This window comes from Streptomyces varsoviensis (assembly GCF_000718635.1).
Classification (GTDB): Bacteria; Actinomycetota; Actinomycetes; order Streptomycetales; family Streptomycetaceae; genus Streptomyces; species Streptomyces varsoviensis.
Map to the genome: position 1 here is coordinate 109,223 of NZ_JOBF01000024.1, position 24,756 is coordinate 133,978.

General features: G+C 71.9%; 21 protein-coding genes and 1 pseudogene. 15 read left to right on the forward strand and 7 right to left on the reverse strand.

The window, feature by feature from the left end:
* Positions 1-26: 26 nt before the first annotated feature.
* Entirely contained in the window at positions 27-1,022 is a 996-nt protein-coding gene (locus tag IF55_RS28760; RefSeq protein ID WP_030890890.1) for an RNA polymerase sigma factor SigF, read from the reverse strand.
* Positions 1,023-1,261: 239 nt separating this feature from the next.
* Here IF55_RS28760 and IF55_RS28765 point away from each other — a divergent pair, with 239 nt between their 5' ends.
* The 6 genes from IF55_RS28765 (at position 1,262) to IF55_RS28790 (ending at position 7,366) form a co-directional block, all read left to right on the forward strand.
* The gene (locus IF55_RS28765; RefSeq protein ID WP_030890892.1) at positions 1,262-1,630 is read left to right on the forward strand and encodes an STAS domain-containing protein; all 369 of its coding nucleotides are present in this window, start codon (positions 1,262-1,264) and stop codon (positions 1,628-1,630) included.
* Positions 1,631-1,801: 171 nt separating this feature from the next.
* On the forward strand, positions 1,802-2,293 hold the full coding sequence (locus IF55_RS28770; RefSeq protein WP_030890895.1) for an ATP-binding protein: 492 nt from the start codon (positions 1,802-1,804) through the stop codon (positions 2,291-2,293).
* 330 nt (positions 2,294-2,623) lie between these two features.
* Positions 2,624-3,388: an LPXTG cell wall anchor domain-containing protein gene (locus IF55_RS28775; RefSeq protein ID WP_030890898.1), complete on the forward strand. Its 765-nt coding sequence runs from the start codon at positions 2,624-2,626 to the stop codon at positions 3,386-3,388.
* Between the two features lie 245 nt (positions 3,389-3,633).
* Positions 3,634-4,587: a COG1470 family protein gene (locus IF55_RS28780; protein ID WP_037966961.1), complete on the forward strand. Its 954-nt coding sequence runs from the start codon at positions 3,634-3,636 to the stop codon at positions 4,585-4,587.
* Positions 4,584-5,912, forward strand: a complete 1,329-nt coding sequence (locus IF55_RS28785) for a neocarzinostatin apoprotein domain-containing protein (RefSeq protein WP_398245066.1) — start codon at positions 4,584-4,586, stop codon at positions 5,910-5,912. Before IF55_RS28780 ends, IF55_RS28785 begins: the two co-directional genes overlap by 4 nt.
* Positions 5,909-7,366, forward strand: a complete 1,458-nt coding sequence (locus IF55_RS28790; protein ID WP_030890906.1) for a hypothetical protein — start codon at positions 5,909-5,911, stop codon at positions 7,364-7,366. The genes IF55_RS28785 and IF55_RS28790 overlap by 4 nt, the downstream gene beginning before the upstream one ends.
* Before the next feature lie 205 nt (positions 7,367-7,571).
* On the opposite strand, the gene IF55_RS28795 is transcribed toward IF55_RS28790, so the two are convergent.
* Positions 7,572-9,101, reverse strand: a complete 1,530-nt coding sequence (locus IF55_RS28795) for a peptide MFS transporter (RefSeq protein WP_030890908.1) — start codon at positions 9,099-9,101, stop codon at positions 7,572-7,574.
* A gap of 476 nt (positions 9,102-9,577) precedes the next feature.
* Here IF55_RS28795 and IF55_RS28800 point away from each other — a divergent pair, with 476 nt between their 5' ends.
* Together IF55_RS28800 and IF55_RS28805 are read left to right on the forward strand one after the other, a co-directional pair.
* The gene (locus IF55_RS28800) at positions 9,578-10,258 is read left to right on the forward strand and encodes a response regulator transcription factor (RefSeq protein WP_030890910.1); all 681 of its coding nucleotides are present in this window, start codon (positions 9,578-9,580) and stop codon (positions 10,256-10,258) included.
* A gap of 185 nt (positions 10,259-10,443) precedes the next feature.
* Positions 10,444-11,703: an ATP-binding protein gene (locus IF55_RS28805; RefSeq protein ID WP_030890913.1), complete on the forward strand. Its 1,260-nt coding sequence runs from the start codon at positions 10,444-10,446 to the stop codon at positions 11,701-11,703.
* A 22-nt stretch (positions 11,704-11,725) separates the two neighbouring features.
* Here IF55_RS28805 and IF55_RS28810 read toward each other — a convergent pair whose 3' ends face one another.
* Entirely contained in the window at positions 11,726-12,232 is a 507-nt protein-coding gene (locus IF55_RS28810; RefSeq protein ID WP_030890915.1) for a GtrA family protein, read from the reverse strand.
* A gap of 337 nt (positions 12,233-12,569) precedes the next feature.
* On the opposite strand from IF55_RS28810, the gene IF55_RS28815 reads away from it, so the two are divergent.
* The 4 genes from IF55_RS28815 to IF55_RS28830 all read left to right on the forward strand — a co-directional run bounded on the left by IF55_RS28815 (position 12,570) and on the right by IF55_RS28830 (position 17,286).
* Entirely contained in the window at positions 12,570-13,709 is a 1,140-nt protein-coding gene (locus IF55_RS28815) for a 5-(carboxyamino)imidazole ribonucleotide synthase (protein ID WP_030890919.1), read from the forward strand.
* Entirely contained in the window at positions 13,706-14,290 is a 585-nt protein-coding gene (gene purE, locus IF55_RS28820) for a 5-(carboxyamino)imidazole ribonucleotide mutase (protein WP_030890921.1), read from the forward strand. The genes IF55_RS28815 and purE overlap by 4 nt, the downstream gene beginning before the upstream one ends.
* Positions 14,291-14,490: 200 nt before the next feature.
* Complete coding sequence (locus IF55_RS28825) at positions 14,491-15,681, forward strand: dipeptidase (RefSeq protein ID WP_030890924.1); 1,191 nt, start codon at positions 14,491-14,493, stop codon at positions 15,679-15,681.
* Between the two features lie 192 nt (positions 15,682-15,873).
* Positions 15,874-17,286 (forward strand): dipeptidase, encoded by a 1,413-nt coding sequence (locus tag IF55_RS28830; protein ID WP_245661479.1) that lies wholly within the window; start codon positions 15,874-15,876, stop codon positions 17,284-17,286.
* Between the two features lie 189 nt (positions 17,287-17,475).
* Here IF55_RS28830 and IF55_RS28835 read toward each other — a convergent pair whose 3' ends face one another.
* Positions 17,476-17,856 carry a VOC family protein gene (locus tag IF55_RS28835; protein WP_048832664.1) on the reverse strand — a complete coding sequence of 127 codons (381 nt, stop codon included), beginning with the start codon at positions 17,854-17,856 and terminating at the stop codon, positions 17,476-17,478.
* 43 nt (positions 17,857-17,899) lie between these two features.
* Positions 17,900-18,265: a VOC family protein gene (locus IF55_RS28840; RefSeq protein ID WP_030890932.1), complete on the reverse strand. Its 366-nt coding sequence runs from the start codon at positions 18,263-18,265 to the stop codon at positions 17,900-17,902.
* Between the two features lie 150 nt (positions 18,266-18,415).
* On the opposite strand from IF55_RS28840, the pseudogene IF55_RS28845 reads away from it, so the two are divergent.
* Both IF55_RS28845 and IF55_RS28850 read left to right on the forward strand, forming a co-directional pair.
* A pseudogene (locus IF55_RS28845) lies at positions 18,416-18,931 on the forward strand (CGNR zinc finger domain-containing protein); the annotation flags it as partial.
* A 501-nt stretch (positions 18,932-19,432) separates the two neighbouring features.
* Positions 19,433-21,352: a peptidoglycan recognition protein family protein gene (locus tag IF55_RS28850; protein WP_030890937.1), complete on the forward strand. Its 1,920-nt coding sequence runs from the start codon at positions 19,433-19,435 to the stop codon at positions 21,350-21,352.
* Positions 21,353-21,519: 167 nt separating this feature from the next.
* Here IF55_RS28850 and IF55_RS28855 read toward each other — a convergent pair whose 3' ends face one another.
* Positions 21,520-22,860: a UDP-glucose dehydrogenase family protein gene (locus IF55_RS28855; protein WP_030890940.1), complete on the reverse strand. Its 1,341-nt coding sequence runs from the start codon at positions 22,858-22,860 to the stop codon at positions 21,520-21,522.
* A gap of 148 nt (positions 22,861-23,008) precedes the next feature.
* On the opposite strand from IF55_RS28855, the gene IF55_RS28860 reads away from it, so the two are divergent.
* Complete coding sequence (locus IF55_RS28860) at positions 23,009-24,181, forward strand: acyl-CoA dehydrogenase family protein (RefSeq protein WP_030890942.1); 1,173 nt, start codon at positions 23,009-23,011, stop codon at positions 24,179-24,181.
* Positions 24,182-24,267: 86 nt separating this feature from the next.
* On the opposite strand, the gene IF55_RS28865 is transcribed toward IF55_RS28860, so the two are convergent.
* Entirely contained in the window at positions 24,268-24,732 is a 465-nt protein-coding gene (locus IF55_RS28865) for a hypothetical protein (RefSeq protein ID WP_030890943.1), read from the reverse strand.
* Between the last annotated feature and the right edge of the window lie 24 nt (positions 24,733-24,756).

Below are 24,756 nucleotides of genomic sequence, written 5' to 3' on the forward strand. Positions count from 1 at the left end.
GACCCCCTGCTCGCTCCTACTCGCTGCTACTCATCGATCATCAGACCCTTGCGGAGCTTGACGAGCGTGCGGGAGAGCAGCCGGGAGACGTGCATCTGGGAGATGTTCAGCTCCTCGCCGATCTCGGACTGCGTCATATTGGCGACGAACCGCAGGGAGAGGATCTTCCGGTCGCGCGGCGGCAGTTCGGCGATGAGGGGCTTGAGCGACTCGACGTACTCGATGCCTTCGAGCCCGTGGTCCTCGTAGCCGATCCGGTCGGCGAGCGCGCCCTCGGTGTCGTCCTCCTCGGGCTGGGCGTCCAGCGAGCTCGCGGTGTACGCGTTGCTCGCGGCCATGCCCTCGACGACCTCCTCGTTGGTGAGGGAGAGCCGCTCGGCCAGCTCGCCCACGGTGGGCGCGCGGTCGAGCTTCTGGGCCAGCTCGTCGCCGGCCTTGGCGAGGTCGAGCCGGAGCTCCTGGAGCCGCCGGGGCACCCGCACCGACCAACTGGTGTCGCGGAAGAACCGCTTGATCTCGCCGACGATCGTCGGCATCGCGAAGGTGGGGAACTCGACGCCGCGGCTGAGCTCGAACCGGTCGATGGCCTTGATCAGACCGATGGTGCCGACCTGGACGATGTCCTCCATCGGCTCGCTGCGGGAGCGGAACCGGGAGGCGGCGAACTTCACGAGCGCGAGGTTCAGCTCGACCAGGGTGTTGCGTACGTAAGCGTGCTCGTGGGTGCCCTCCTCCAGCGATTCGAGGCGTTCGAAGAGGGTCTTGGACAGGGCCCGCGCGTCCACCGGTCCGACCTCGTCGTACGGGGGGATCTCGGGGAGCTCGTCGAGCGGTACGTCGCTGAGGGCGTCGGCTGTGTCAGCGGTGCCCGCGGTGTCGGGGGCGGCCGTATCAGCGGTGCGGGCCGCGTCGGCGGGGCCGGCGGCCGGGGCGGCCGGCGCGGCGCGGAGCTCGGGCGGGGGTGTCGACGAGGCGGTCTCCCGAGGAAAATCGGTGCGCAGTTCGTCGAGCCGGGGTGACATGGTGTCCTCCATCATTCTCGGCATATGGCTGCCGAAGCCATGACCAGTTGCTGCGGTGTGCGGCGCCTCCAAAGCCGGCCGTGTTTGTCGTTCTTATTAGCCCTACCGGTCTTTACCTACCCATGGCAAGTGCGAGTTGTCCGTATTCGCCCGCAAATGACGGATCTTTGGCTACCGGACGCGGTTTTGAAGGCGTAGGCTTCCCCAAGCGCCAGGCAAGCAACCGAGAAGGGGTGCGCATGGACCGCGGGATGGTCGGCAGTGCAAGCAGGGGCCGGCTGCATGTCGGGGTTCGTCGGCATGGGGCCAGCGCGGTGCTGACCCCGGTGGGTGAGCTGGATCACCACACGGCCGAGCTGCTGCGCGAACCGCTGGAGAGCTGCGTGGACGAGGGGTGCTCGCGCCTTGTGGTCGACTGCTCGCGGCTGGAGTTCTGCGACTCCACCGGACTCAACGTGCTCCTCGGCGCCCGGCTCAAGGCCGAGGCGGCGGGCGGCGGGGTCCACCTCGCCGGGATGCTGCCGGTGGTCGCCAGGGTCTTCGAGATCACCGGCGCCGAGGCGGTCTTCACCGTCCACGAGACGCTCGAAGCCGCGCTCGCGGACTGAGCGCCACCACTTCCGTCTCTCTGTGCAACCTGGGCGTTACCCGTGTCACACGACCCGTATCGAAGAAGTGGGTGTTCTCACCGAGCGGACGGGCAGGAGAGACCTGAATCCGTTGAATGTGCCAGGTATCCGTCAGTCCTGTAATCGGTGAATCGGTGAGGTGAAGCGCTGATGAGCACCACCCGGCCGTCCCCGCCGGGCGACCGTGGTCCGGAGCCGGGCGGCGCCGCTTCGGCCGCGGCCCCGTCCCCGGCCGGGCAGGTCCGCCGACTCCACCTCATCGGAGCCAGCGGGGCGGTTCCGCGCGCCCGCGACTTCACGCGCGAGGCGCTGCACGACTGGGGCTGGCTGCCCGCCGCCACCGCCGACCAGCGGGCCGCCGCCGAAGACGTCCTGCTGGTCGTCTCCGAGCTGGTCACCAACGCCTGCCTGCACGCGGAGGGCCCCGAGGAACTCAGGGTGGCCTGCAGCGGCAAGGTGCTCCGCCTGGAAGTCGTCGACCTGGGCTCCGGCACCCCCGCCCCCCGCACCCCCCACCGCGCCGGCCGCCCCGGCGGCCACGGCATGTTCATCGTCCAGCGCCTCTGCCTCGACTGGGGCGTGGTCCGCAACCCCGACACCGCCGGCAAAACCGTCTGGGCGGAGCTCGCGGCCCCGTCCTGAACCCCGGCGCGGGCCCGAAGCGCTGTCCCGCGGGCCCGAGTGGCGTCGCGCGCCCGAGGCCCGGTGCCCGTTTCGCGTACGGCGCCGAGCCCTGGTTCCGCGTTCGCGCCCCGCTCCATGTCGTACCCGGTCAGCGGCCGTCCCGTGCCGCCTCTCCCCTACGTCCTCTCCCGCGCCCCCGTGGGCCCGTCGGGATCCGGCGTGTTCTTTGTCTTCCCTCTCCATGGTCCCCGGCGTACTGTCGGCGCCCGATCTGATGTGTCGTCAGTAACATTTTCCGGCGGCGCACGACGGGCGTTTGAGGAGTATTTGACGAGAGGGGAACCCGACGTGTCCCACACGAAACGCCACTCCGTCGGCCGGAGCGGTGCGCTCGCGGTCGCGGCGGCGCTGGCCGGCGGGACAGTTCTGCTGGCCGCCCCCGCGGCGCACGCCGACACGGTCGACGTCGACTACCAGTGCAAGACACCGATCGGAAACAAGGGCGCGGTGTCGCCGATCGACATCAAGAGCGTGGCGAGCGGCGGCTCGTACAAGCTCACCATGTCCTTCCAGAAGGGCGTCTCCTCCAGCCCCATCGAACTCGGCAAGGGCGCGATGAAGCCAAGTGCGCTGATCAAGCTCGGCGGGGCGGAGACCGGCACCGTGGCCGTCACGGGTCCGCCCAACGACGCGGCGATACCGGCCAACACCGCCATCAAGATCAGTGACCTGTCGGGCACGTACACGCCGAAGAAGAGCGGCAAGGTCACCTTCACCGCCTCCACCCTCACCATCAAGGCGATGGGCACGACCACCACCTGCACGCCGAACAACAACCCCAAGCCGTCGCTCACCCTCGACGTCAAGGGCGCGGGCGGCTCCACCGGCGGCTCGTCCGGCTCCGGCGCCACGGGCGGTTCCGGGGACACGGGCGGGTCGGGGGGTACGGGCTCCAGTTCCACAAGCGGGGCCGGCTCGACCGGCGGCGGCCAACTGCCGCAGACCGGGCCCTCCGACAACGCGGTCGCCTTCGGCACGCTCGGCGGCACCGTGCTGCTCGCCGGGGTCGCCGGCACGCTATGGCTGACGCGACGTCAGAAGGCGGTTCGATAACGGTCCTTCGCCGACCGGCTGGTCGCTGAACAGGTCGGCCGGCGGAGTCACGGAACGCCCGGACCCCCACCACCACCGGGACCACCGCGACACAACGAACATCGGTCACCCCCACCATCCGATACGACCCCGGCCGCATCCCCGGCTGCGGGCGGGACGGTGCGGGAAGCGGGGCGCGCAAGCCGCCCCAGCGCAGACGTCCCCCCCGTGCGCGCCATCGCGTACGAGCCGCAGGGAGCTCGCCCATGCCGTCCCGTACTCGCAGCGCCCTCGTCGCGGCCGCCACCGCCGTGGCGCTGCTGGGCGCGCCCGCCGCGGCGACGGCCGCCGCGCCCGACGCCTGGACCGCCGCGCCCACGCCCGGCGGCGGAAGCGGAGCGGGCGCGTCCGGCCGGCCGTACTTCTATCTGGAGGGCGCGCCCGGCACCGTACTCACCGACAAGATCTCCATCACCAACCCCGGCGCCCGACCCCGCACCGTGCGGCTGCGCGGCACGGACGCCGACGGGGCCGAGAGCAGGGGCGGGGCAGGCGACGCCGGGGCGTGGCTCTCGCTCGCCTCGAAGACCGTCGAGGTCCCGCCGCACACCCGCGCCGACGTGCCGTTCACCGTGACCGTCCCGGCCGACGCGGTGCCCGGCGACCACCCCGGCGCGATCGTCGTGAGCGGCGACGGGCGGCGGGCCGGGGTGCGGCTCGCGCTGCGCGTCAGCGGGCCGACGCTCGCCGCGCTCTCCGTGGAGGACGTGCGCGTCACCGGCCGGGGCGCCGCCGCGCGCATCCGCTACGCGCTCGTCAACCACGGCAATGTCACCCTCACGCCGCGCCTCGCGGTCAGCGCCGACGGGATGTTCGGCGAGGTCCTGCGCCGCCCCGCCCGCACGCTCCCCGTCGAACTGCGGCCGGGGCAGCGGGTGCGGCTCTCGGAGAAGTGGGCGGACGCGCCCGCCTTCGACTCCGTGCGGGTGAAGCTCACCGCCACCGCGGGCGGCGGCGCGCACGCCACGGCCACCGCCGCCTACCGCGCCCTGCCCTGGGGCGGGGCGGCCGCCCTCGCCGCCGGCCTGTGCCTGGCGGGAGCGGTCTGGTTCGCGCGCCGCCGGCGCAGACGCGCACCGCCACCGGCCGGGGGACCGGCCGCCGAAGAGACGGGGGAGCGAGAGGAATTGGCCGGTACGGGGTCAGGAGCGAGAACGTGATCGGCAGTACGCAGCGACGGGCGACGGGGCCGCGGCCCCCCGCCCCGCACCACCACCCCCCATCCCCCCACTCACCGTCCGGCCTCCGGGGCCGCCTCAAGGCCCTGGCCGTCCTCCTGACGGCGCTCGCGCTCGCCCTGCCGTCGGCGGCGGGGACCGCGAGCGGAGCGCCGGCCGCCGACGGGCCCGTCATCACCCTCGACCAGCGGGAGGCCGGCACGGGCGGCGCCATCACCGTCAGCGGCACCGGCTGGCGGCCGCACACCCTGCTGACCCTGCTCATCTGCGGACAGAAGATGATCGGCGGCACCAACGCCTGCGCCAACGCCGACGGCCGCGCCGTCACCACCGGCGCCGACGGCGCGTTCAAGGAGAAACTGGCGGTCAGCGAGCCGCCCAAGCCCTGCCCCTGCGTGGTGCACGCCGCGACCGTGACCGGCGAACCCGCCGCCGCGGACGCCGACTTCGGCGTCGCGGGCCACCCCGTCGCGCCGCTGCCCGCCCAGACCGGCGGCGAGCGGCTGAGCGTGCTCGGCGCACGGCTGCGGGGCTCCAGCGGGATACTCACCTGGTTCGGCGCGCCCCCGCAGCGCCAACTGGTCGTCACCGTCGCCAACTTGGGCTCGACCCCCGCCAAGGACCCCGTCTTCCAGGTCGGCACCTCGCACGGCGTCCTCGCGCCCTCCTGGGAGGAGCAGCAGTGGCGCGGCACGGTGGCGCCCGGCAAGAAGGAACGGGTCGAACTGCCGGTGGAGCTGTCGGCCGGCGCGTACGGCGACTACCTCGTCTCGCTCAAATACGGCGGCAAGACGCTGGTCGAGCAGCCCTGGGCGGTGGGGCGGCCGTGGGGCGTCACGCTCTTCTGGATCCTGCTGTGCCTGGTGATCCCGGCGGCGGTCTTCCGGATCGGCATGGCGATCGTCGACCGGCTGCGGCCGCGGCCCCCCACCGTCGGCACGCGCTCCGCCCGCCGCCGCGTCCCCGGCCTGCCCGCCCTGCCGCGCCCCGCCTTCGCCGCCGCACACCCGCGCCGCCCGGCCGCCGGACGGAGGAAGAACCGCGAGCGGGCGGGCGGGGCCGTACGGGACGAGCCCGGCTCGCTGCCCTGGTTCACCCCGGACACCCTGCCGGGCGCGCCGCCCCAGGCTTCCGCACCGCCTCAGACTTCCGCACCGCCCCGGACTTCCGCACCGCGTGATGAACGGCCGCGTGACGAACGGCCACGTGATGAACGGCCGAGAGACGCACGACCCAATAGCGAACGACCCAATAGCGAACGACCGAGTGACGAACATCCGACGACGAAGATGAAGGGGACTACGTGAGAACGCATCGGAGAGCGGGCGCGGCGGCTGTCGCGCTGCTGCTCGGCGGCGCGGGCGTGGGCTTGGGCTCGGGCACCGCGCAGGCCGCCGAGGTGTCGTACAAGACGGAGTGCCTGCCGCCGCCGATCTCCGGCCTGCCGCCGGTCCAGGGCACCACCAAGGTGGACATCAAGGCCCCGGCCACGGCGAAGGTCGGCGACGAGGTCGAGGTGGTCTGGAAGACGGTGGAGGCCGCCTCCAAGAACCCGAACATCCTCGATCTGAGCAAGGACACGGTCAAGCCGACCGGCAAGCTCACGCTCGGCGGCGCGCAGAGCGGCGAGGTCTCGATGGAGGGGCCGCGGCAGAACCCGCCGATCCCCAAGAACAGCCCGATGGTGCTGTCCGACATGAAGGGCAAGGTGAAGCTGACGAAGGCCGGTGATGTGACGCTGACGCCCGGCGCGTACAGCATCAACGTCAACAAGCCGATCTCCACCGACACCAAGTGCTCGGCGAAGGAGACGGTCAAACCCGGCGCGACCATCAAGGTCACCGACGGCAGTGGCACGAGCGGCGGTTCGAGCGGCAGCGGCGGTACGAGCACGAGCGGCGGCAGCGCGGCCGGCGGCACGACCTCCGGCGGCGGCACGGCCGGCACGAGCGGCGGCTCGTCCTCCTCCGGCGGCTCGTCCTCCTCCGGAGGCTCGTCGTCCTCGGGCGGCTCCTCCGGCGGTACGAGCAGCACGGGCGGCAGCTCCAGTGGCGGCTCCAGCGGCGGCGACTCCGGCGGCTCCTCGTTCACCGGCAAGGAAGTCAGCGTCGACTACCAGTGCAAGACGCCCATCGGCGACAAGAACGCCACCTCGCCGGTGCGGATCGACGCGAAGAAGAACGGCGGGAGCTACGACCTCACGGTCAAGTTCGGCAAGTCCGTCATGGACAGCCCGGCCGACATCCCCGCCGGCTCCGTGAAGCCCTCGATGGCCGTCAAGGTCGGCGGCGCGGACAAGGGGACCGTCAAGACCGAGGGCGCGGTGAACAAGGACCCGATCAAGACCGGTCAGCCCATCGCGATCCCCGACCTGAAGGGCGCGTACAAGCCCGGGGCGAGCGGGAAGGCCACGCTGACGCCGGGCGTGCTGACCGTCAACGCGCTGGGCACCACGACGACCTGCACCCCGGCGAAGGACCCGGGCGCCTCCCTCCAGCTCGACACCACCGCGCAGCAGGGCGGCGTCTCCGGCGGGAGCGGCAGCGGCGGCTCCAGCGGCGGTACGGGCGGTCACCCCGCCTCCGCGGGCGGCGCGGGCGCGGCGGCCTCCGGCGGCTCGGCCACGTCCGGCGGTCTCGCCGCGACCGGCGCGAGCGATCACGGCAGCCTGAAGGCCCTCGGCCTGATCGCCGGCTGCGCCGTGCTCCTCGGCGGCGCGGTCTTCACCTTCACCCCCTGGCGGCGGCTGCGGCGCCGCTGACCCCGAGCCCGGGCCCGTACGCGCGAGGGCGTCGTACGAGCAGAAGGGCCGTACGAGCAGCGGTCCCCGTTCGCGAGGACGAGCCCGTACGAACAGAGCGAGCCCGTACGAACAGGGCGTCCCGTACGCGAAAGGGCCCCGGACGCGGTAGGAGAACCGCGGCCGGGGCCCTGTCGTCAGGCGGGCGCCCATGGCGCCCATGGCGTCAGCGGACGTCGCCCAGGAGCGCGCTGACCTTCTTGCGGTTGAGGTAGATGGCCACACCGGCGAGGGCCGCCAGCGCCGCCTCCACCGCGATGACCGCGACCCCGGTGAGGTCCGCGCCCGCGGTGACGGCGAGGGTCACCACGCAGTCGCCCGCGGTGACCGCGAGGAACCACACGCCCAGCATCTGGCTGGCGTACTTCTGCGGCGCCAGCTTGGTGGTCACCGAGAGGCCGACGGGGGAGAGGCACATCTCGCCCATCGTCTGCACCATGTAGACGGTCAGCAGCCACATCGGGCTGGCCTTCGAGCCGTCCTGGGTCATCAGCATCGGGACGATGAAGATGACGTACGAGGCGCCGATCAGCACCATGGCCATGGCGAACTTGACCGTGGTGGTCGGCTCCTTGCCGCGGCGGTTCAGCGCCATCCACATCCAGGCGAAGAACGGCGCGAGCACCATCACCCAGGCCGAGTTCACCGACTGGAACCAGGAGGACGGGAAGCCGAGGCCGAGGACCTTGGAGGCGGTGTTCTTGTCGGCGAAGACGTTCAGCGTCGAGCCGGCCTGGTCGAAGATCATGAAGAACACGGCGGCGGCGACGAAGAACCAGATGTAACCGCTCATCTTGGTCTGTTCGAGCGCGGTCAGCTCCTTGTCCCGCTTGATGCGGAACAGCACGGCGATCGGGGTGAACAGGCCGATCAGCGCGATCGGGATCAGCGCCCAGTTGATCGTGAAGAGCCCGGCGGTGGCGACCACGGTGTAGAAGACGGCCGCGACGGCCACCCAGATCAGGCCCTTGCGGAGCCAGGCGTTGCGCTCCTCGCGCTCCAGCGGCGTCGGGACCTGGCTGCTGATCGGGTTCAGGTGGCGGGTGCCGATCAGGAACTGGATCAGGCCCAGCGCCATGCCGAGCGCGGCGACCGCGAAGCCCAGGTGCCAGTTGACGGTCTGGCCGACGGTGCCGACGGCGATCGGGGCGGCGACGCCGCCCACGTTGATGCCGATGTAGAAGATGGAGAAGCCGCTGTCACGGCGCGGGTCCTGCGGGCCGTCGTAGAGCTGGCCGACCATCGTGGAGATGTTGGCCTTCAGCAGGCCGGAGCCGACCGCGACGAGCACCATGCCGAGGAAGAACGTCGGCGCGCCGGGGATGGCGAGCACCAGGTGGCCGCAGACGATGACGCTGGCCGCGATCGCGACGGTCTTGCGCGGGCCCCAGACCCGGTCGCCGATCCAGCCGCCGGGCATCGCCAGCAGGTAGACCGTCGCCATGTAGACGGAGTAGATCGCGGACGCCGTGGCGAGCGACATCGCCAGGCCGCCGCCCTGACCGCCGGTCTTGGCATCCGGTCCACCGGAGATCAGGTAAAGGACGAGCAGTGCCCTCATGCCGTAGAAGCTGAAGCGCTCCCACATCTCGGTCATGAAGAGAGTGGCCAGGCCGCGGGGGTGGCCGAAGAAGGTCTTGCCGCCGGAAGCAGGGGTTCCCTGCTCGGCGGTGCCCTTCGTCAGGCTGGACGCCATGGTCGATCCTTGTGTGGTCGGGACGCGTGGCGGAGAACTCACACGCCCGGGTGGGGGTGGGCCGGTACCGGCGGCCGCACCGCCCATAACCCACGTCCGGGGGGACCGACACCCCGGGATCGAAGCATCGGCTGGGACAGCCGCACACCGGCATCCACGTCCGCCCGCGCGCGGGCGCGCGGGCGGACCATGGCCGACAGGTCATTCACTGTGAATCGGGGCTGGGGGTGCCAGCTCCGTGCACAACAGAGACCCCCGGCGTGTGTTAAGTGCCGAAGGTCCCCCCGTGGTGCTGCAGACGTCCCGTCACCATACGTCACACCCCGCCCGGATAAGAAAGGAGTTGAGACATGGATCACAGGAGATTCGGGAACTACCCGCCTATATTCGAAGGTTAAAGGCCAGTTGGGTGAGTGAACTCGCAGGGCGAGGCGCGGGCACCTCTGACGTGCGGCCGAGCGGACTACCATCACCCCATGACCCGAGTACTGCTCGCCGAGGATGACGCGTCCATCTCGGAGCCGCTCGCACGCGCGCTGCGCCGCGAGGGGTACGAGGTCGAGGTGCGCGAGGACGGTCCCACGGCGCTCGACGCCGGCCTCCAGGGAGGCGTGGACCTGCTCGTACTCGACCTCGGTCTCCCAGGCATGGACGGCCTGGAGGTCTGCCGACGATTGCGCACGGAGGGCCACGGCTTCCCCGTGCTGGTGCTCACCGCCCGCGCCGACGAGGTGGACACCGTGGTCGGCCTGGACGCCGGGGCCGACGACTACGTCACCAAGCCGTTCCGCCTCGCCGAACTGCTCGCCCGGGTACGGGCCCTGCTGCGGCGCGGCGCCGTCGAGTCCGCCCAGCAGCCGCCGGCCACGCACGGCGTGCGGATCGATGTCGAGTCGCACCGCGCCTGGATGGCCGACGAGGAACTCCAGCTCACCGCCAAGGAGTTCGACCTGCTGCGGGTGCTGGTCCGCGACGCCGGCCGGGTCGTCACCCGCGACCAGCTCATGCGCGAGGTCTGGGACACCACCTGGTGGTCGTCGACCAAGACGCTCGACATGCACATCTCCTGGCTCCGCAAGAAGCTCGGCGACGACGCCGCCAACCCGCGCTACATCGCCACGGTGCGCGGCGTCGGCTTCCGCTTCGAGAAGAGCTGACGCCGTGACCGGCGGCAGCCACCCGGAAGGGCGCAGACCGCCGGCCTCATGACCCCGGCGGGCGGGGGCCGGCGGCCGTACGGTCCGCGGCCCGCGGCACGGGTCGAGCGCGCCGCCGCGGCGCGTCCCGCGCGGGCGCCCCGCCCGGGGGCCCAGACTCGTACCACCCCGCCCCGGAGGGCACAGTGCGCCGCCGTCTGATCAATTCCACGCTCGCCGTGGTGCTCGTCGTGATCGCCGTCTTCGGCATCTCGCTCGTCATCGTGGAGACCCGCACGATCGAGAGCAGCGCGCAGGAAAGCGTGCAGTCCGAGGCCGTACGGCTGGTCAGCATCGTCGACAGCCGGCTCCTGGGCGGCGAACGGGTGGCCTCCGGCGTGCTGCGCGAGCAGATCACCCCGAACCGCTACGCCAAGATCGAGATCCCCGGCCGCGCCGCCATCGAGGTGGGCGAGCACCCGGCGGGCGAGGTCATCACCGCCACCCAGAAGGGCGAGCGCGGCGAGACCATCACGGTCGTGGAGTCCCGCACCACCGTCAGCCAGGAGATCGGCCGCACCCTGATGGTCATCCTCGGGGTGGCGCTGCTCGCCGTCGTCGCCGCCGTCTTCCTGGCCGTACGGCAGGCGAACCGGCTCGCGACCCCGCTCACCGACCTCGCCGAGACCGCCGAGCGGCTCGGCTCCGGCGACCCCCGGCCCCGCCACCGCCGCTACGGCGTCGCCGAGCTGGACCGGGTCGCCGACGTCCTCGACGCCAGCGCCGAACGGATCGCCCGGATGCTCACCGCCGAGCGCCGGCTCGCCGCCGACGCCTCGCACCAGCTCCGCACCCCCCTGACCGCGCTCTCCATGCGGCTGGAGGAGATCACGCTCACCGACGACCCCGAGACGGTCAAGGAGGAGGCGACGATCGCGCTGACGCAGGTGGAGCGGCTCACCGACGTCGTGCAGCGGCTGCTGACCAACTCGCGGGACCCGCAGTCCGGTTCGGCCGTCACCTTCGACCTCGACGAGGTCGTCAAGCAGCAGATCGAGGAGTGGCGGCCCGCCTCCCGCAGCGAGGGCCGCGCCATCGTCCGCTCCGGCAAGCAGGGGCTGCGGGCCGTCGGCACGCCGGGCGCGGTCTCGCAGGTGCTGGCCACCCTCATCGAGAACTCGCTCATGCACGGGGACGGCACGGTCGCGCTGCGCACCCGCGTCACCGGCAACCAGGCCGTCGTGGAGGTCTCCGACGAGGGCCGCGGGGTCCCGGCGGACCTCGGCTCGCGGGTCTTCGAGCGTACGGTCAGCGGCCGGAACTCGACGGGGCTCGGGCTCGCCGTCGCCCGCGACCTCGCCGAGGCGGACGGCGGACGGCTGGAACTGCTCCAGGGGTACCCGCCGGTCTTCGCGCTGTTCCTGAGCCGGGACGCGGACCAGGCGCGGGAGTCGCGGGAGCCCTGAGCCCCCCGGGAGGTGGGGCCGGCTACTTGTTGATGACCCGGACGTGGGTGCGCGGGTCCGTCAGGAACGATTCAGCGGTCTCCACCGCCTCGCGCGCGGGCAGCGCCTTGAACACCCAGGTCCGGTAGGACCAGAAGCGGAAGAGGGTGGCGATGCCGATGCCGAGGAACTTGAAGACGTTGCTCTGCAGCGGGCTGTCCCAGTGGAAGCCGTACGTCGCCGTGTAGAGCGTGCCGTTCTCGATCACCAGGCCGATGGCGCTGAACAGCAGGAACAGCGAGAGTTCCTTCGTGCGCCCCTGCTTGTCCCGGTCGCGGTAGGTGAAGTAGCGGAACCCCACGTAGTTGAAGATGATCGAGACGGCCGTCGCCACGATGCTGGCGCGCACCACGGGCAGCTCGCTGACGTGCCGTACGAGGTTGAAGACCGCGAGATTGACGAGCACGCCCGCGCCCCCGACCGCCCCGAACTTGGCGACCTCGCGGATCAGCCGATCCGCCCGGGAACGCAGTGTGCTCGGTTCACCCATAGTGATCTTCAAGCTCCAGAGTCCGGCGAAAGTCGGGTGTCGGTCAGCGTAGGCCAGTGCCGGTCGGCCGTTGGTCAGTGCTGGTCCGGCTTCTTCATGCTAACCAGCGACCCCGAAGCGTGCTCCCGTGGCTGGGCAATGGGGTGGCCGCGGGGGGCGCTCCGGCTGGTCACAGCGGTGCGGATGGCGGCTGATACAGCGGAGCGCCCGGCACGGCAACCGGCGCCGACGGCCGAACGCGTCGGGTACGCGTCAAACTGCGTCGATCATAGGGGTGCTTGGAGGAACGTCCAAGGCCGGGGCGGCGGTATCCGGCCGGGCGGATACCCTGGACCGCGTGACGTTCCCGGTAGTCGGCATGGTCGGCGGCGGTCAGCTCGCCCGTATGACCCACGAGGCAGGCATCCCCCTCGGCATCAGGTTCAAGCTGCTCAGCGATACCCCGCAGGAGTCCGCGGCGCAGGTCGTCGGCGATGTCGTCATCGGCGACTACCGCGACCTGGCGACTCTTCGTGCCTTCGCACAGGGCTGCGATGTGATCACCTTCGACCACGAGCATGTGCCCACGGAGCACCTGCGCGCCCTGGAGGCGGACGGCGTGCCCGTACGCCCCGGCCCCGACGCGCTGGTGCACGCGCAGGACAAGGGCGTGATGCGGGCGAGGCTCACGGAGATCGGGGCGCCCTGCCCCCGGCACCGCATCGTGGCGGACCCCGCCGACGTGGCGCGCTTCGCGGCCGAGGGCGACGGCTTCCCGGTCGTGCTCAAGACGGTGCGCGGCGGCTACGACGGCAAGGGCGTCTGGATCGTACGGAGCGAGGCGGACGCCGCCGAGCCGTTCCGGGCCGGGGTGCCGGTGCTCGCCGAGGAGAAGGTCGGCTTCGCCCGCGAGCTGGCCGCCAACGTCGTACGGTCCCCGCACGGCCAGGCCGTCGCCTACCCCGTGGTCGAGTCGATCCAGGTCGACGGCGTCTGCGACACCGTGATCGCGCCCGCGCCGGACCTCGCCCCCGAGCTGTCCGCCACCGCGCAGGAGCTGGCCCTGAAGATCGCGAAGGAGCTGGGCGTCGTCGGCCACCTGGCCGTCGAGCTGTTCGAGACGCCCGACGGGCGCGTCCTCGTCAACGAGTTGGCGATGCGCCCGCACAACTCCGGCCACTGGACCCAGGACGGCGCGGTCACCTCGCAGTTCGCCAACCACGTACGGGCCGTGCTGGACCTGCCGCTGGGCGACCCCCGGCCGCGCGCCCCGTGGACCGTGATGGCCAACGTGCTCGGCGGCGACTATCCGGACATGTACGCCGCCTACCTCCATTGCATGGCGCGCGACCCGGGCCTCAAGATCCATATGTACGGAAAGGACGTGAAGCCGGGCCGTAAGGTCGGGCACGTCAACACCTACGGCGACGACCTGGCCGACGTGCGGGAGCGCGCGAGCCACGCCGCCGGATACCTGCGAGGAACGATCACCGAATGAGCGCGCCCACGCCGCCCGGCACCACCCCCGCGAACGGCTCCGACGCGGGCGCCGCCCCGAAGATCGGCATCGTCATGGGCTCGGACTCCGACTGGCCCGTCATGGAGGCCGCCGCCCAGGCCCTCGACGAGTTCGAGGTCCCGTACGAGGTCGACGTCGTCTCCGCGCACCGGATGCCGCGCGAGATGATCGACTACGGCGAGCGCGCCGCGGACCGCGGCCTCAAGGCGGTCATCGCGGGCGCCGGCGGCGCGGCCCACCTGCCCGGCATGCTGGCCTCCGTGACGCCGCTGCCGGTGATCGGCGTGCCCGTGCCGCTCAAGTACCTCGACGGCATGGACTCGCTGCTGTCCATCGTGCAGATGCCGGCCGGCGTCCCGGTCGCCACGGTCTCGGTGGGCGGCGCCCGCAACGCGGGGCTGCTCGCGGTCCGGATGCTCGCCGCGCACGACGGCGAGCTGCTGGGCCGTATGCGCCATTTCCAGGACGAGCTGAACGAGCAGGCCACGGAGAAGGGCAAGCGGCTGCGGGCCAAGGTGGACGGCCGCCGGTCGGGCGGGTTCGGCTTCGGCGGCAAGTGAGGGTGCCGGCGGCGAGCTGCGGTTTCGGCAGCACGTCACTTCGGCGGCGAGTAACCGCGTAACTTCGGCGGCGAGCGACTATGACGGAGGAGTCAGAGGTGTCCGAGACGAACGAGACGGCGGGTGCCGCGGGGACCGCTGGGACTCCCGGCGCCGCCGGGGCCTCCGCCGCGGGCGGCACGGCCGAGACGGACGATTTCCTGGCCAGGGCCCACGCACTGCTCGCCGACCACCCCGTGGTCGACGGCCACAACGACCTCCCCTGGGCGCTGCGCGAACAGGTCCGCTACGACCTCGACCGGCGCGACATCGCCGCCGACCAGAGCGACGACCTGCACACCGACCTGCCGCGGCTGCGGGCCGGCGGCGTCGGCGCCCAGTTCTGGTCCGTGTACGTACGCAGCGACCTCCCCGGCGGCCACGCGGTCAGCGCGACCCTCGAACAGATCGACTGCGTACGGCAACTGGCCGACCGCTACCCGCAGGACCTGCGGCTCGCGTTCACCGCGGACGACATGGAGCAGGCGCGGGCCGAGGGCCGCATCGCCTCCCTCATGGGCGCCGAGGGCGGCCACAGCATCGACGACTCCCTCGCCACCCTGCGCGCGCTGTACGCGCTCGGCGTGCGCTACCTGACCCTCACCCACAACGACAACGTCGCGTGGGCCGACTCGGCGACGGACGAGCCGCGCGCGGACGGCCTCACCCGCTTCGGCGAGGAGGTCGTCCGGGAGATGAACCGGATCGGCATGCTCGTCGACCTCTCGCACGTCGCGCCCGCCACGATGCGCGACGCGCTGCGCGTCAGCGAGGCCCCGGTGCTCTTCTCGCACTCCTCCGCGCGCGCCGTCTGCGACCACCCGCGCAACATCCCGGACGACGTGCTGGAGTCCCTCGCGGCCAACGGCGGCACGGCGATGGCGACGTTCGTGCCCAAGTTCATCCTCCCGGAGGCGGTCGCCTGGACCCTGGCCGCCGACGAGAACATGCGCGCCCACGGCCTGCACCACCTCGACACCACCGCCGAGGGGAAGCGGGTCCAGCGCGCGTACGAGGCCGCCCACCCCCGGCCCATGGCCACCGCCGCCACCGTCGCCGACCACCTCGACCACATGCGCGAGGTCGCGGGCGTCGACCACATCGGCATCGGCGGCGACTTCGACGGCACCGCCTTCACCCCGGCCGGCCTCGAAGACGTCTCCGGCTACCCCAACCTCATCGCCGAACTGCTGCGCCGCCGATGGTCCACCGCCGACCTGTCCAAGCTCACCTGGCGGAACGCGGTACGCACGCTCCGCGCGGCCGAGGACGTCGCGCGCGACCTCCAGAGCCGGCGGGGCCCGTCCAACGCGACCATCGAGGAACTGGACGGGGCGGCGCCGCAGGACTGACGGTGGCGGGGGCGGCCCGCCTCGGCCCGGACCGCCCCCGGCCCGTGACGGGGCCGCTCGGCCGCCCCCGGCGGAGCATGGGGCCGCTCGGCCCAGTCGGTGCTAACCCATACGCGCCGCAGAGCGCGGCGCGGCGGGGCCCACGTGTCACCGTGGCGGTACCTGCGCCGCAACGAGCACGGAGCCCCTTATATGGCCGACACAGCCCCCGTCCTCCAGGGGAGCCCCCGAGCGTTCACCCCTGCCCCCGCCCCCGAGCCCGCGCCGGACCCGGCGCCCGCGGCCGGGCCCGACCCCGTGACCAAGAACGACGCCGCGCCCAAGAACGACTCCGCGGCCCGTACCGGCCCCGCGACGCGCACCGGTCCCGAGACCCGGGCCGGCTCCGCGCCGCCCACCGGTCCCATGGCCCGGACCGCGTCCGAGCCGCGCACCGGGTCCGAGACCGCGTCCGTTCCGGCCCCCGCCGCCGATCCGGCCTCCGTGACCCGGGCGCGTCAGCTCCTGGCCGTACGACCCGTGGCCGACGGCCACAACGGTCTGCCATGGACGCTCCGGCTGCGGTCGGGCCACGACCTGACGCCGGGCCACTACTACGACCTCGACCTCGCCGACGCCACGCTGCACACCAGCTTCCCGGCGCTGCGGGCGGGCGGCGTCGGGGCGCAGTTCTGGTCCGTACACGTGCCGCCGGGCGCGGTCGGGGACCGGGCGGTCAGCGCGACCCTCGACCAGATCGACTTCGTGCACACGCTGGTCCGCTCCTACCCGGAGTCGCTGCGGCTCGCGCTCACCGCCGACGCGATCGGCGACGCCCGCAACCGCGGCCGGATCGCCTCGCTGCTCGGGGCCGCGAGCGGGCACGCCATCGACAGTTCGCTGGGCACCCTGCGCGGGCTGCACGGCCTCGGCGTACGCACCATGGCGCTCACCCACGACCGCAACACCCCCTGGGCGGACTCAGCGCTGGACGAGCCGCGGGCGGGCGGCCTGACCCTCTTCGGCGAGGAGGTCATCCGCGAGATGAACCGCCTCGGCATGCTCATCGACCTCTCGATGAGCTCCATCGACGTCATGCGGCACACCCTGGCCCTCTCCAAGGCCCCGGTCCTCTTCTCGCACTCCGCGGCGGCCGCGCTGACCGGCCGGCCGGGCGACGTCCCCGACGACATCCTGGAACGGCTGCCGGTCAACGGCGGGCTGTGCATGGTCACGTTCGAGCCGGCGCGCATGGCGCGGGGCACCGGACCCGCGACGCTCGCGGACGTCGCCGACCACCTCGACCACGTACGGGAGGTGGCGGGCGCGAGCCACGTCGGGCTCAGCGGCTGCTACGACGGCGGCCCGGAGACGGAGCCCGCGACCGCGACGGACGGTACGTACGAGCCGCTGCCCCGCCCGCGGGGCCTGGAGGACGCCTCCCGCTACCCGTACCTGATCGCGGAACTCCTCGACCGCGGCTGGTCCGAGACCGACATCGCCAAGCTGACGTGGGAGAACACGCTGCGCGTGCTGCGCGGCGCGGAGTTCACGGCGCGGGCCGGCGGGCCGCGCCGCGCCCCGTCGATGGCGACGATCGCCCGCCTCGACGGGGCGCGGCGCTGAGCGGACCGGATAAAGGGCCGGGGCCGACGTTCGGCCCCGGCCTCTTTTGCTATGGCCTGTTACGCCCTGCTCAAGCAGAGGACCTGCTCAAGCAGAGGACTTGCTCAAGCAGAGGACTTGCTCAAGCAGAGGACTTGCTCAAGCAGAGGACTTGCTCAAGCAGAGGACTTGCTCAAGCAGAGGACCTGCTCAAGCAGACGGCCTGATCAGGCAGAACGGGTGCCCGACGGGGTCCGCGAAGACCCGGAAATCCCGTTTGCCCCCGTCGTCGTCGAGGTCGAGCGCGGTCGCCCCCAGCGCCATCACCTGCTCCTGGCGCGCCTCCATGTCGTCGACGTCGAAGTCGAGATGGATCTGCTGGGAGTTGTCGTCCGCGCGCGGCCACTTCGGCGGGGTGAAGCCGGGCGCGCGCTGGAAGGCGAGCCGCTGCCCGTCGGGCGTGTACAGGTCGACCCAGTCCGCGTCGGCGTCGCCCTCGATCCGCCCGCCGAGGACGTGGGCGTAGAACTCGGCGAGCCGCAGCGGTTCGGGACAGTCCACGACGGTGACGCGGATCTTCGCGATGGGCATGAGGTCTCCTCCTCGGTTGTCGGCCGGCCCCTGGACAGCGCGGTCACCGACCGCACAGACAGAACGGGTGCCCCGCGGGATCGGCATAAATGCGCCACGAACGCGGTTTTCCGCCATTGTCGTCGAGCAGCCGCGCCCCGAGCGCCAGGACGCGCTCGTGCACCTCGTCGATCACCGGTACGCGCAGGTCGAGGTGGAACTGCTGCGGCGCGCCGGGCTCCGGCCAGCGGGGCGGCACATGGTCGGGGGCCTCCTGGAAGGCCAGCACGGGCCCCTCCGCACCGACCAGCTCCACCCATCCGTCGCCCTCGTCGACCACCTTCCCGCCCAGCAGCTCGGCGTAGAAGCCGGCGAGTGCGAGGGGGTCGGGGCAGTCCAGCACGACGGCGCCGAGCGTGGCGATGGCCATGGTTCCTCCTGAAGTCACGGCAAGGGACAGCAACGGACGTCGTCAGACGTCGGGTTGCGTTACTGGTAAAGGCTGTCTGTTGGTAACCGTTACTGCATACTCCCGCAATGGGGGTAACGTCGCAACCATGAGTGCGGGAAGGTCGTGGGCGTGAGCGCGGAAAGAGCGGCGCCCGGCGGCCTCGCCCTCGTCCAGGACCTGGTCAACACCCTCGACGTGGAGACCGGGCAGGACGCCCTGGCGGCCGCCGGTGGACTGGCCCGCTTCGGGCTCGCCGAGCGCGAACGGGCCGGGGCCCAGGAGCTGCGCGAGGCGCTGCGGACCGTCTGCCTGGCCCATACGGGCGCGGATCTCGCACCCTCCGGCGTCGCGGACCTGGACCGGCTGTTCGCGGCCGGCCCGCTGGTGCTCGCGGTGGACGGGCGGGGCGGCGCGGCCCTGCGCCCCGCGAGCGGCCTCACGGGGCTCGCCGCGCTCACGGCCCGTATCGCCGCGGCCGTCGCGACGGCGGCCGCGGACGGGACCTGGCCCCGGCTCAAGGCGTGCGAGGCCCATGACTGCCAGTGGGTCTTCTACGACCGCAGCCCGGCGGGGCGCGGCCGGTGGTGCTCGATGGCGGTGTGCGGGAGCCGCGCCAAGATGCGCGCGTACCGGGCGAACAAGGCGAACACGGCGACCCAGGCGAACAAAGCGGCCAGGGCGGCCGAGGCGAACGGCCGGCGGGCGCGGGGCGCGGGCCCGGCGGGCGCGGGGGCCCGCGACATGCCGGAGCGGCCCGGAACGGCAAGCGGTACCGAAACGGCGTAAGGGCCGTTCGGAATTGCGAGAAGCGGCCGGGGCACCGCGATGCCGCGAAAGCCGGGGCGGTGCTGCGAAAGGGTGAAAGGTCCGGATAAAGGTGCGGGCGGTGTTGCTCGTAATGGGGTCGGAAACCCCTCACTACCGTGTCATCGCTCACTCCGCCCTGGGATCTGGAATGTTTTTCTGATCTGATGTCATGCGGCGCCCGAATCCGTCCCGCCGCGGTGGTCCCCGTCCACTTCGGCGCGCCCGTACGGGAATTGAGCGCCCTCACCCCCACTCCTTTGGGTGCGTGCCGGGCGAGTCGATGACCCTCCTGACGAGGGAGCCCGCGCATCGCGCACCGTCGCATTGAAGGGAACCTCTTTGCACAAGCGGAAAAAGCGTTGGCTGCCGACGGCTGCCGTCGGCGGCGCGCTGGCCGTAGGCGCTTTCGCTTTCCTGCCCTCCATCGCCCAGGCGATGACCGAGGCCGATCCGAAGTCGCCGACCACCCAGGCCGATTTCGCCGCGGCCGCGGATGAGTTCAACGTGCCGCTGCCCGTCCTGCTCGGCGTGGCGCACCAGGAATCCGGCTGGCAGCACCACACCGGTTACAGCAACACCGGCGGCTGGGGCCTGATGAACCTCACCGACGTGACGTCGAAGATGGTCTCCGGCGGCGCCGCGGGCGCGGCCGGCCGCTCCGACCTCACGTCGTTCACCGACCACCCCGAGCTGCACACCCTGCGGGCCGCCGCGAAGCTGACCGGCGTCCCCGCCGAGAAGCTCCAGCACGACCAGAAGGAGAACATCCGCGGCGGCGCGGCCCTCCTCGCCGCGTACCAGAAGCAGCTCACCGGAGGCACCGCGCAGGACCCGGCGCAGTGGACCGCCGCGGTCGCCAAGTACAGCCGGCTGACCGACCGCAAGGCCGCGGCGGCGTACGTCGACGGCGTGTTCGCCACCATCAAGAACGGCGCGAAGCGCGAGGCGGCGGACGGCGGCTCGGTGACGATGAAGGCCCAGCCGGCCGCGAAGCCGCTGGCCGCCCAGTACGGCAAGCTGAAGCTGAAGGACGGCGGCTCGCCCAAGGCGGAGTGCCCGCCGTCGATGAACTGCAAGTTCGTCCCGGCGGCGGCCTCCAACGGCCAGGTCTCCAACCGCCCGGCCAACGGCATCAAGATCACGCAGATCGTGCTGCACACGACCGAGGGCTCGTACGAGAACGCGATCAAGACCTTCCAGACGGCGGGCGGATCGTCGGCGCAGTACGTGATGCGCTCCTCGGACGGCGAGGTCACGCAGATGGTGCCGAACAAGGACGTGGCGTTCGGCGACGGCAATTACGACAGCAATCTGCACGCCGTCCAGATCGAGCACGAGGGCTTCTCCGCCCACGGCGCCCAGTGGTACACCACGGCGGCCTACGAGCAGACCGCCAAGCTCGTGAAGTACCTGGCCGAGCGGTACGACGTGCCGCTCGACCGGCAGCACATCCTCGGCCACGACAACGTCCCCGGCCCCTCGAACGGCACCCTCGCCGGCATGCACTGGGACCCGGGCAACGGCTGGGACTGGACCCGCTTCATGCGCATGATCGGCGCCCCCGTCGACGCGGGCAGGCGCGGCGTCGGCCCCGTCGGCACCGCCGTGACGATCACCCCGGGCTTCGAGAAGAACCAGCAGACGTACAACATCTGCCCCAACGACGACCCGTCCGGCGTCATCAAGAAGTGCGGCCCGGTGACCGGCCCGTCCAGCGCCCTGTTCGTCCGCACGGAGCCCCGCGCGGACGCCCCGCTCCTCCTCGACCCCGTCGTGCACGGCGGCAAGGACGACAAGGGCAGCGACGACGTGTCGGACTGGACCACCACCGTCCAGGCCGGCCAGAAGTTCGTCGTCGCCGAGAAGCAGGGCGACTGGACCGCCATCTGGTACGGCGGCCAGAAGGGCTGGATCCACAACCCGGGCGGCAAGAACACGACCCCCGCCAAGGGCGTACGGATCATCACCGCCCCCGGCAAGGACGCCGCCAAGGTGTACGGGACCGCGTACCCGGACGCCGCCGAGTACCCCAAGGGCGTCTCCCCGTCCAAGCAGGAGGCCCTGACGGCGAAGAACTACGCGATCCCGGCCGGCCAGGCGTACGTCGCCGACCAGCCGCCGGTCGGCGCCGTCGACTTCTCGCCGTCCCAGCAGTTGGTGGTCAAGGGCGCGAAGAAGTACTACACCGTGCAGTTCAACCACCGGTATGTGCTGGTGAGCGCCGATGAGGTGAGCGTGAAGAAGACCGCGCGCCACTGACGCGTACGGACGACGCGCAAGACGCCCGGGACCGCAGCGCAGCGGTCCCGGGCGTCTTCGCGCGGTGTTGGGGCGCGGGGCGGGGGCGCCGCCCGAGCCGGGCGCTCAGGTTCAGGTCTGGCCGAGTGCGTGGCTCAGGGGCCGGGGGCGTCGCCCAACCTCGGCGCTCAGGCGCGGGGGCGGCCCAGTGCCCGGTACGTCCAGCCCGCCGCGCGCCACAGCTCGGGGTCGAGGGCGTTGCGCCCGTCGAGGATGAAGGGCTCGGAGACTGCCTTGCCCAGCTCGGCGGGGTCCAGCTCGCGGAACTCGCGCCACTCGGTCAGGTGCAGCACGGCGTGGGCGCCCTGCGCGGCGTCGACGGCGGTCGGCGCGTACCCGAGGGTGGGGAAGAGCGCGCGGGCGTTGTCCATGCCCTTGGGGTCGTAGACGGTGACCTGGCCGCCCTGGAGATGGATCTGCCCGGCGACATTGAGGGCGGGGGAGTCCCGTACGTCGTCGGAGTCCGGCTTGAAGGTGGCGCCGAGGACCGCGATGCGCTTGCCGAGGAACGAGCCGCCGACCGCCTCGCGGGCGAACTCGACCATGTGGCCGCGGCGCCGCATGTTGATGGAGTCGACCTCGCGGAGGAACGTCAGCGCCTGGTCGGCGCCCAGCTCGCCCGCGCGGGCCATGAAGGCGCGGATGTCCTTGGGGAGGCAGCCGCCGCCGAAGCCGATGCCGGCGCGCAGGAACTTCCGCCCGATCCGCTCGTCGTGCCCGATCGCCTCGGCGAGCTTGGCGACGTCGCCGTCGGCGGCCTCGCAGACCTCGGCCATGGCGTTGATGAAGGAGATCTTGGTGGCGAGGAACGAGTTGGCGGCGGTCTTGACCAGTTCGGCGGTGGGGAAGTCGGTGACGACGAAGGGCGAGCCCTCGGCGATCGGCTGGGCGTAGACCTCCCGCAGCCGCCGCTCGGCGCTGTCGCTCGCGACGCCGACGACGATGCGGTCCGGGTGCAGGGTGTCCTGGACGGCGAACCCCTCGCGCAGGAACTCCGGGTTCCAGGCCAGCTCGGCCTCGGCGCCGGCGGGGGCCAGCTCGGCGAGGCGGGCGGCGAGCCGCTCGGCGCTGCCGACGGGGACGGTGGACTTGCCGACGACGAGGGCGGGGCGGTGCAGGTGGGGGGCGAGCGATTCGAAGGCGCTGTCCACGTACGACATGTCGCAGGCGTACTCGCCGTGCTTCTGCGGGGTGTTCACGCAGACGAAGTGGATGTCGCCGAACTCGCCGGCCTCTTCCCAGGAGGTGGTGAACCGCAGCCGACCGCTGGCCCCCTCGAACCCGGCGACGTGCCGCCGCAGCAGTTCCTCCAGCCCCGGTTCGTACAGCGGGACCCGGCCCTGCGCGAGCATCTCGATCTTCTCGGGAACGATGTCCAGCCCCAGCACGTCGAAGCCGAGCTCGGCCATGGCGGCCGCGTGCGTGGCCCCGAGGTAGCCGGTGCCGATCACGGTGATCTTGGGGGCCATCAGCGCTCCAACGTGCGTACGGGTTGATCCGTCCCGAGCATAGCTGTCGGCAACCTCACGTAGGCCGGGCCGGGGCGGCGGCCCTAGACTGCCCCCTTAGGAATGCGGTTACTAAACGGTAGTTAACTCTCAGGGGAGTGAGAACACCTTGGCGGGAACAAAGGACTTCGACCTGTACCGGCCGTCCGAGGAGCACGACATGCTCCGTGACTCGGTGCGCGCGCTCGCCGAGGCGAAGATCGCCCCGTACGCCGCCGAGGTGGACGAGGAGGGCCGCTTCCCCGAGGAGGCCCGCGCCGCGCTGACCGCGGCCGATCTGCACGCCATCCACGTGCCCGAGGCGTTCGGCGGGGCCGGCGCGGACGCGCTCGCCACCGTCATCGTGATCGAGGAGGTCGCCCGCGTCTGCGCCTCGTCCTCCCTGATCCCGGCCGTCAACAAGCTCGGCTCCCTGCCGGTCGTGCTCGCCGGCTCCGAGGCGCTGAAGAAGAAGTACCTCGGCCCGCTCGCCCAGGGCGACGCGATGTTCTCCTACGCCCTCTCCGAGCCCGACGCCGGCTCCGACGCCGGCGGCATGAAGACGAAGGCCGTCCGCGACGGCGACCACTACGTCCTCAACGGCGTGAAGCGCTGGATCACCAACGCGGGCGTCAGCGAGTACTACACCGTCATGGCCGTGACCGACCCCGACAAGCGCACCAAGGGCATTTCCGCCTTCGTCGTCGAAAAGGCCGACGAGGGCGTCTCCTTCGGCGCCCCGGAGAAGAAGCTCGGCATCAAGGGTTCCCCCACCCGCGAGGTCTACCTCGACAACGTCCGCATCCCCGCCGACCGCCTCATCGGCGAAGAGGGCACCGGCTTCGCCACCGCCATGAAGACCCTCGACCACACCCGCATCACCATCGCCGCCCAGGCCCTCGGCATCGCCCAGGGCGCCCTCGACTACGCCAAGGGCTACGTCCAGGAACGCAAGCAGTTCGGCAAGCCCATCGGCGACTTCCAAGGCGTCCAGTTCATGCTCGCCGACATGGCCATGAAACTCGAAGCCGCCCGCCAGCTCACCTACGCCGCCGCCGCCAAGTCCGAGCGTGTTGCCACCGGAGGCGACAAGGAAGATCTGACTTTCTTCGGCGCCGCCGCCAAGTGCTACGCCTCCGACGCCGCCATGGAAATCACCACGGACGCGGTCCAGTTGCTCGGCGGCTACGGCTACACGAGGGACTACCCGGTGGAGCGCATGATGCGCGACGCCAAGATCACCCAGATCTATGAGGGTACGAACCAGGTGCAGCGGATCGTCATGGCCCGGAACCTGCCGTAGCGAGACCCGCGCAGCTCCCAAGGGCGGGTGGCCGAACCCGACGGCGTACGGCCGCCCGCCACGCTCGTCGCGCCGCGAGGGCGGCCCTATCCCAACGGGCAGGCCGATTCCGGCTTGGCCCGGTTCGGCGAGCAGCACACCAAGGCCAGGGACAGATACGCCGGCCGCTCAAGGTAGAAGCCGTGGGCCACGTCCCCGCCCCAGCCGAGCCGTTCGGCGGCGGAGCGTGCCAGTGCCGTCGGCCGCGCGGGGTCGCGGTCGTACGCGGAGGCGAACCGGGGCGCGTACGCGGTGAGCTGGTCCCCGAGCCACTGAGCGGCTTCTTTCGCGTCCTCCCAGGTGCCGCGTACCAGCCCGGCCGGCTTGGCGAGCCAATAGGCGGTCTCCAGCGGCGGCAGATCCACCACCGGGAACTCCGTCTTCACCTCCTCGTACCGAGCGACCAACTCCGCCTTGTCGGCCGGAGGCGGCTCAGGATGCGGCGGCCGCCTCAGCGCCTCGTCGTCGAACCGCTGCTTGGGTCCAGTCCACAAGTAGCCGTGATGGTGCACCAGTCGTCCCATTCCGTGCGGGGC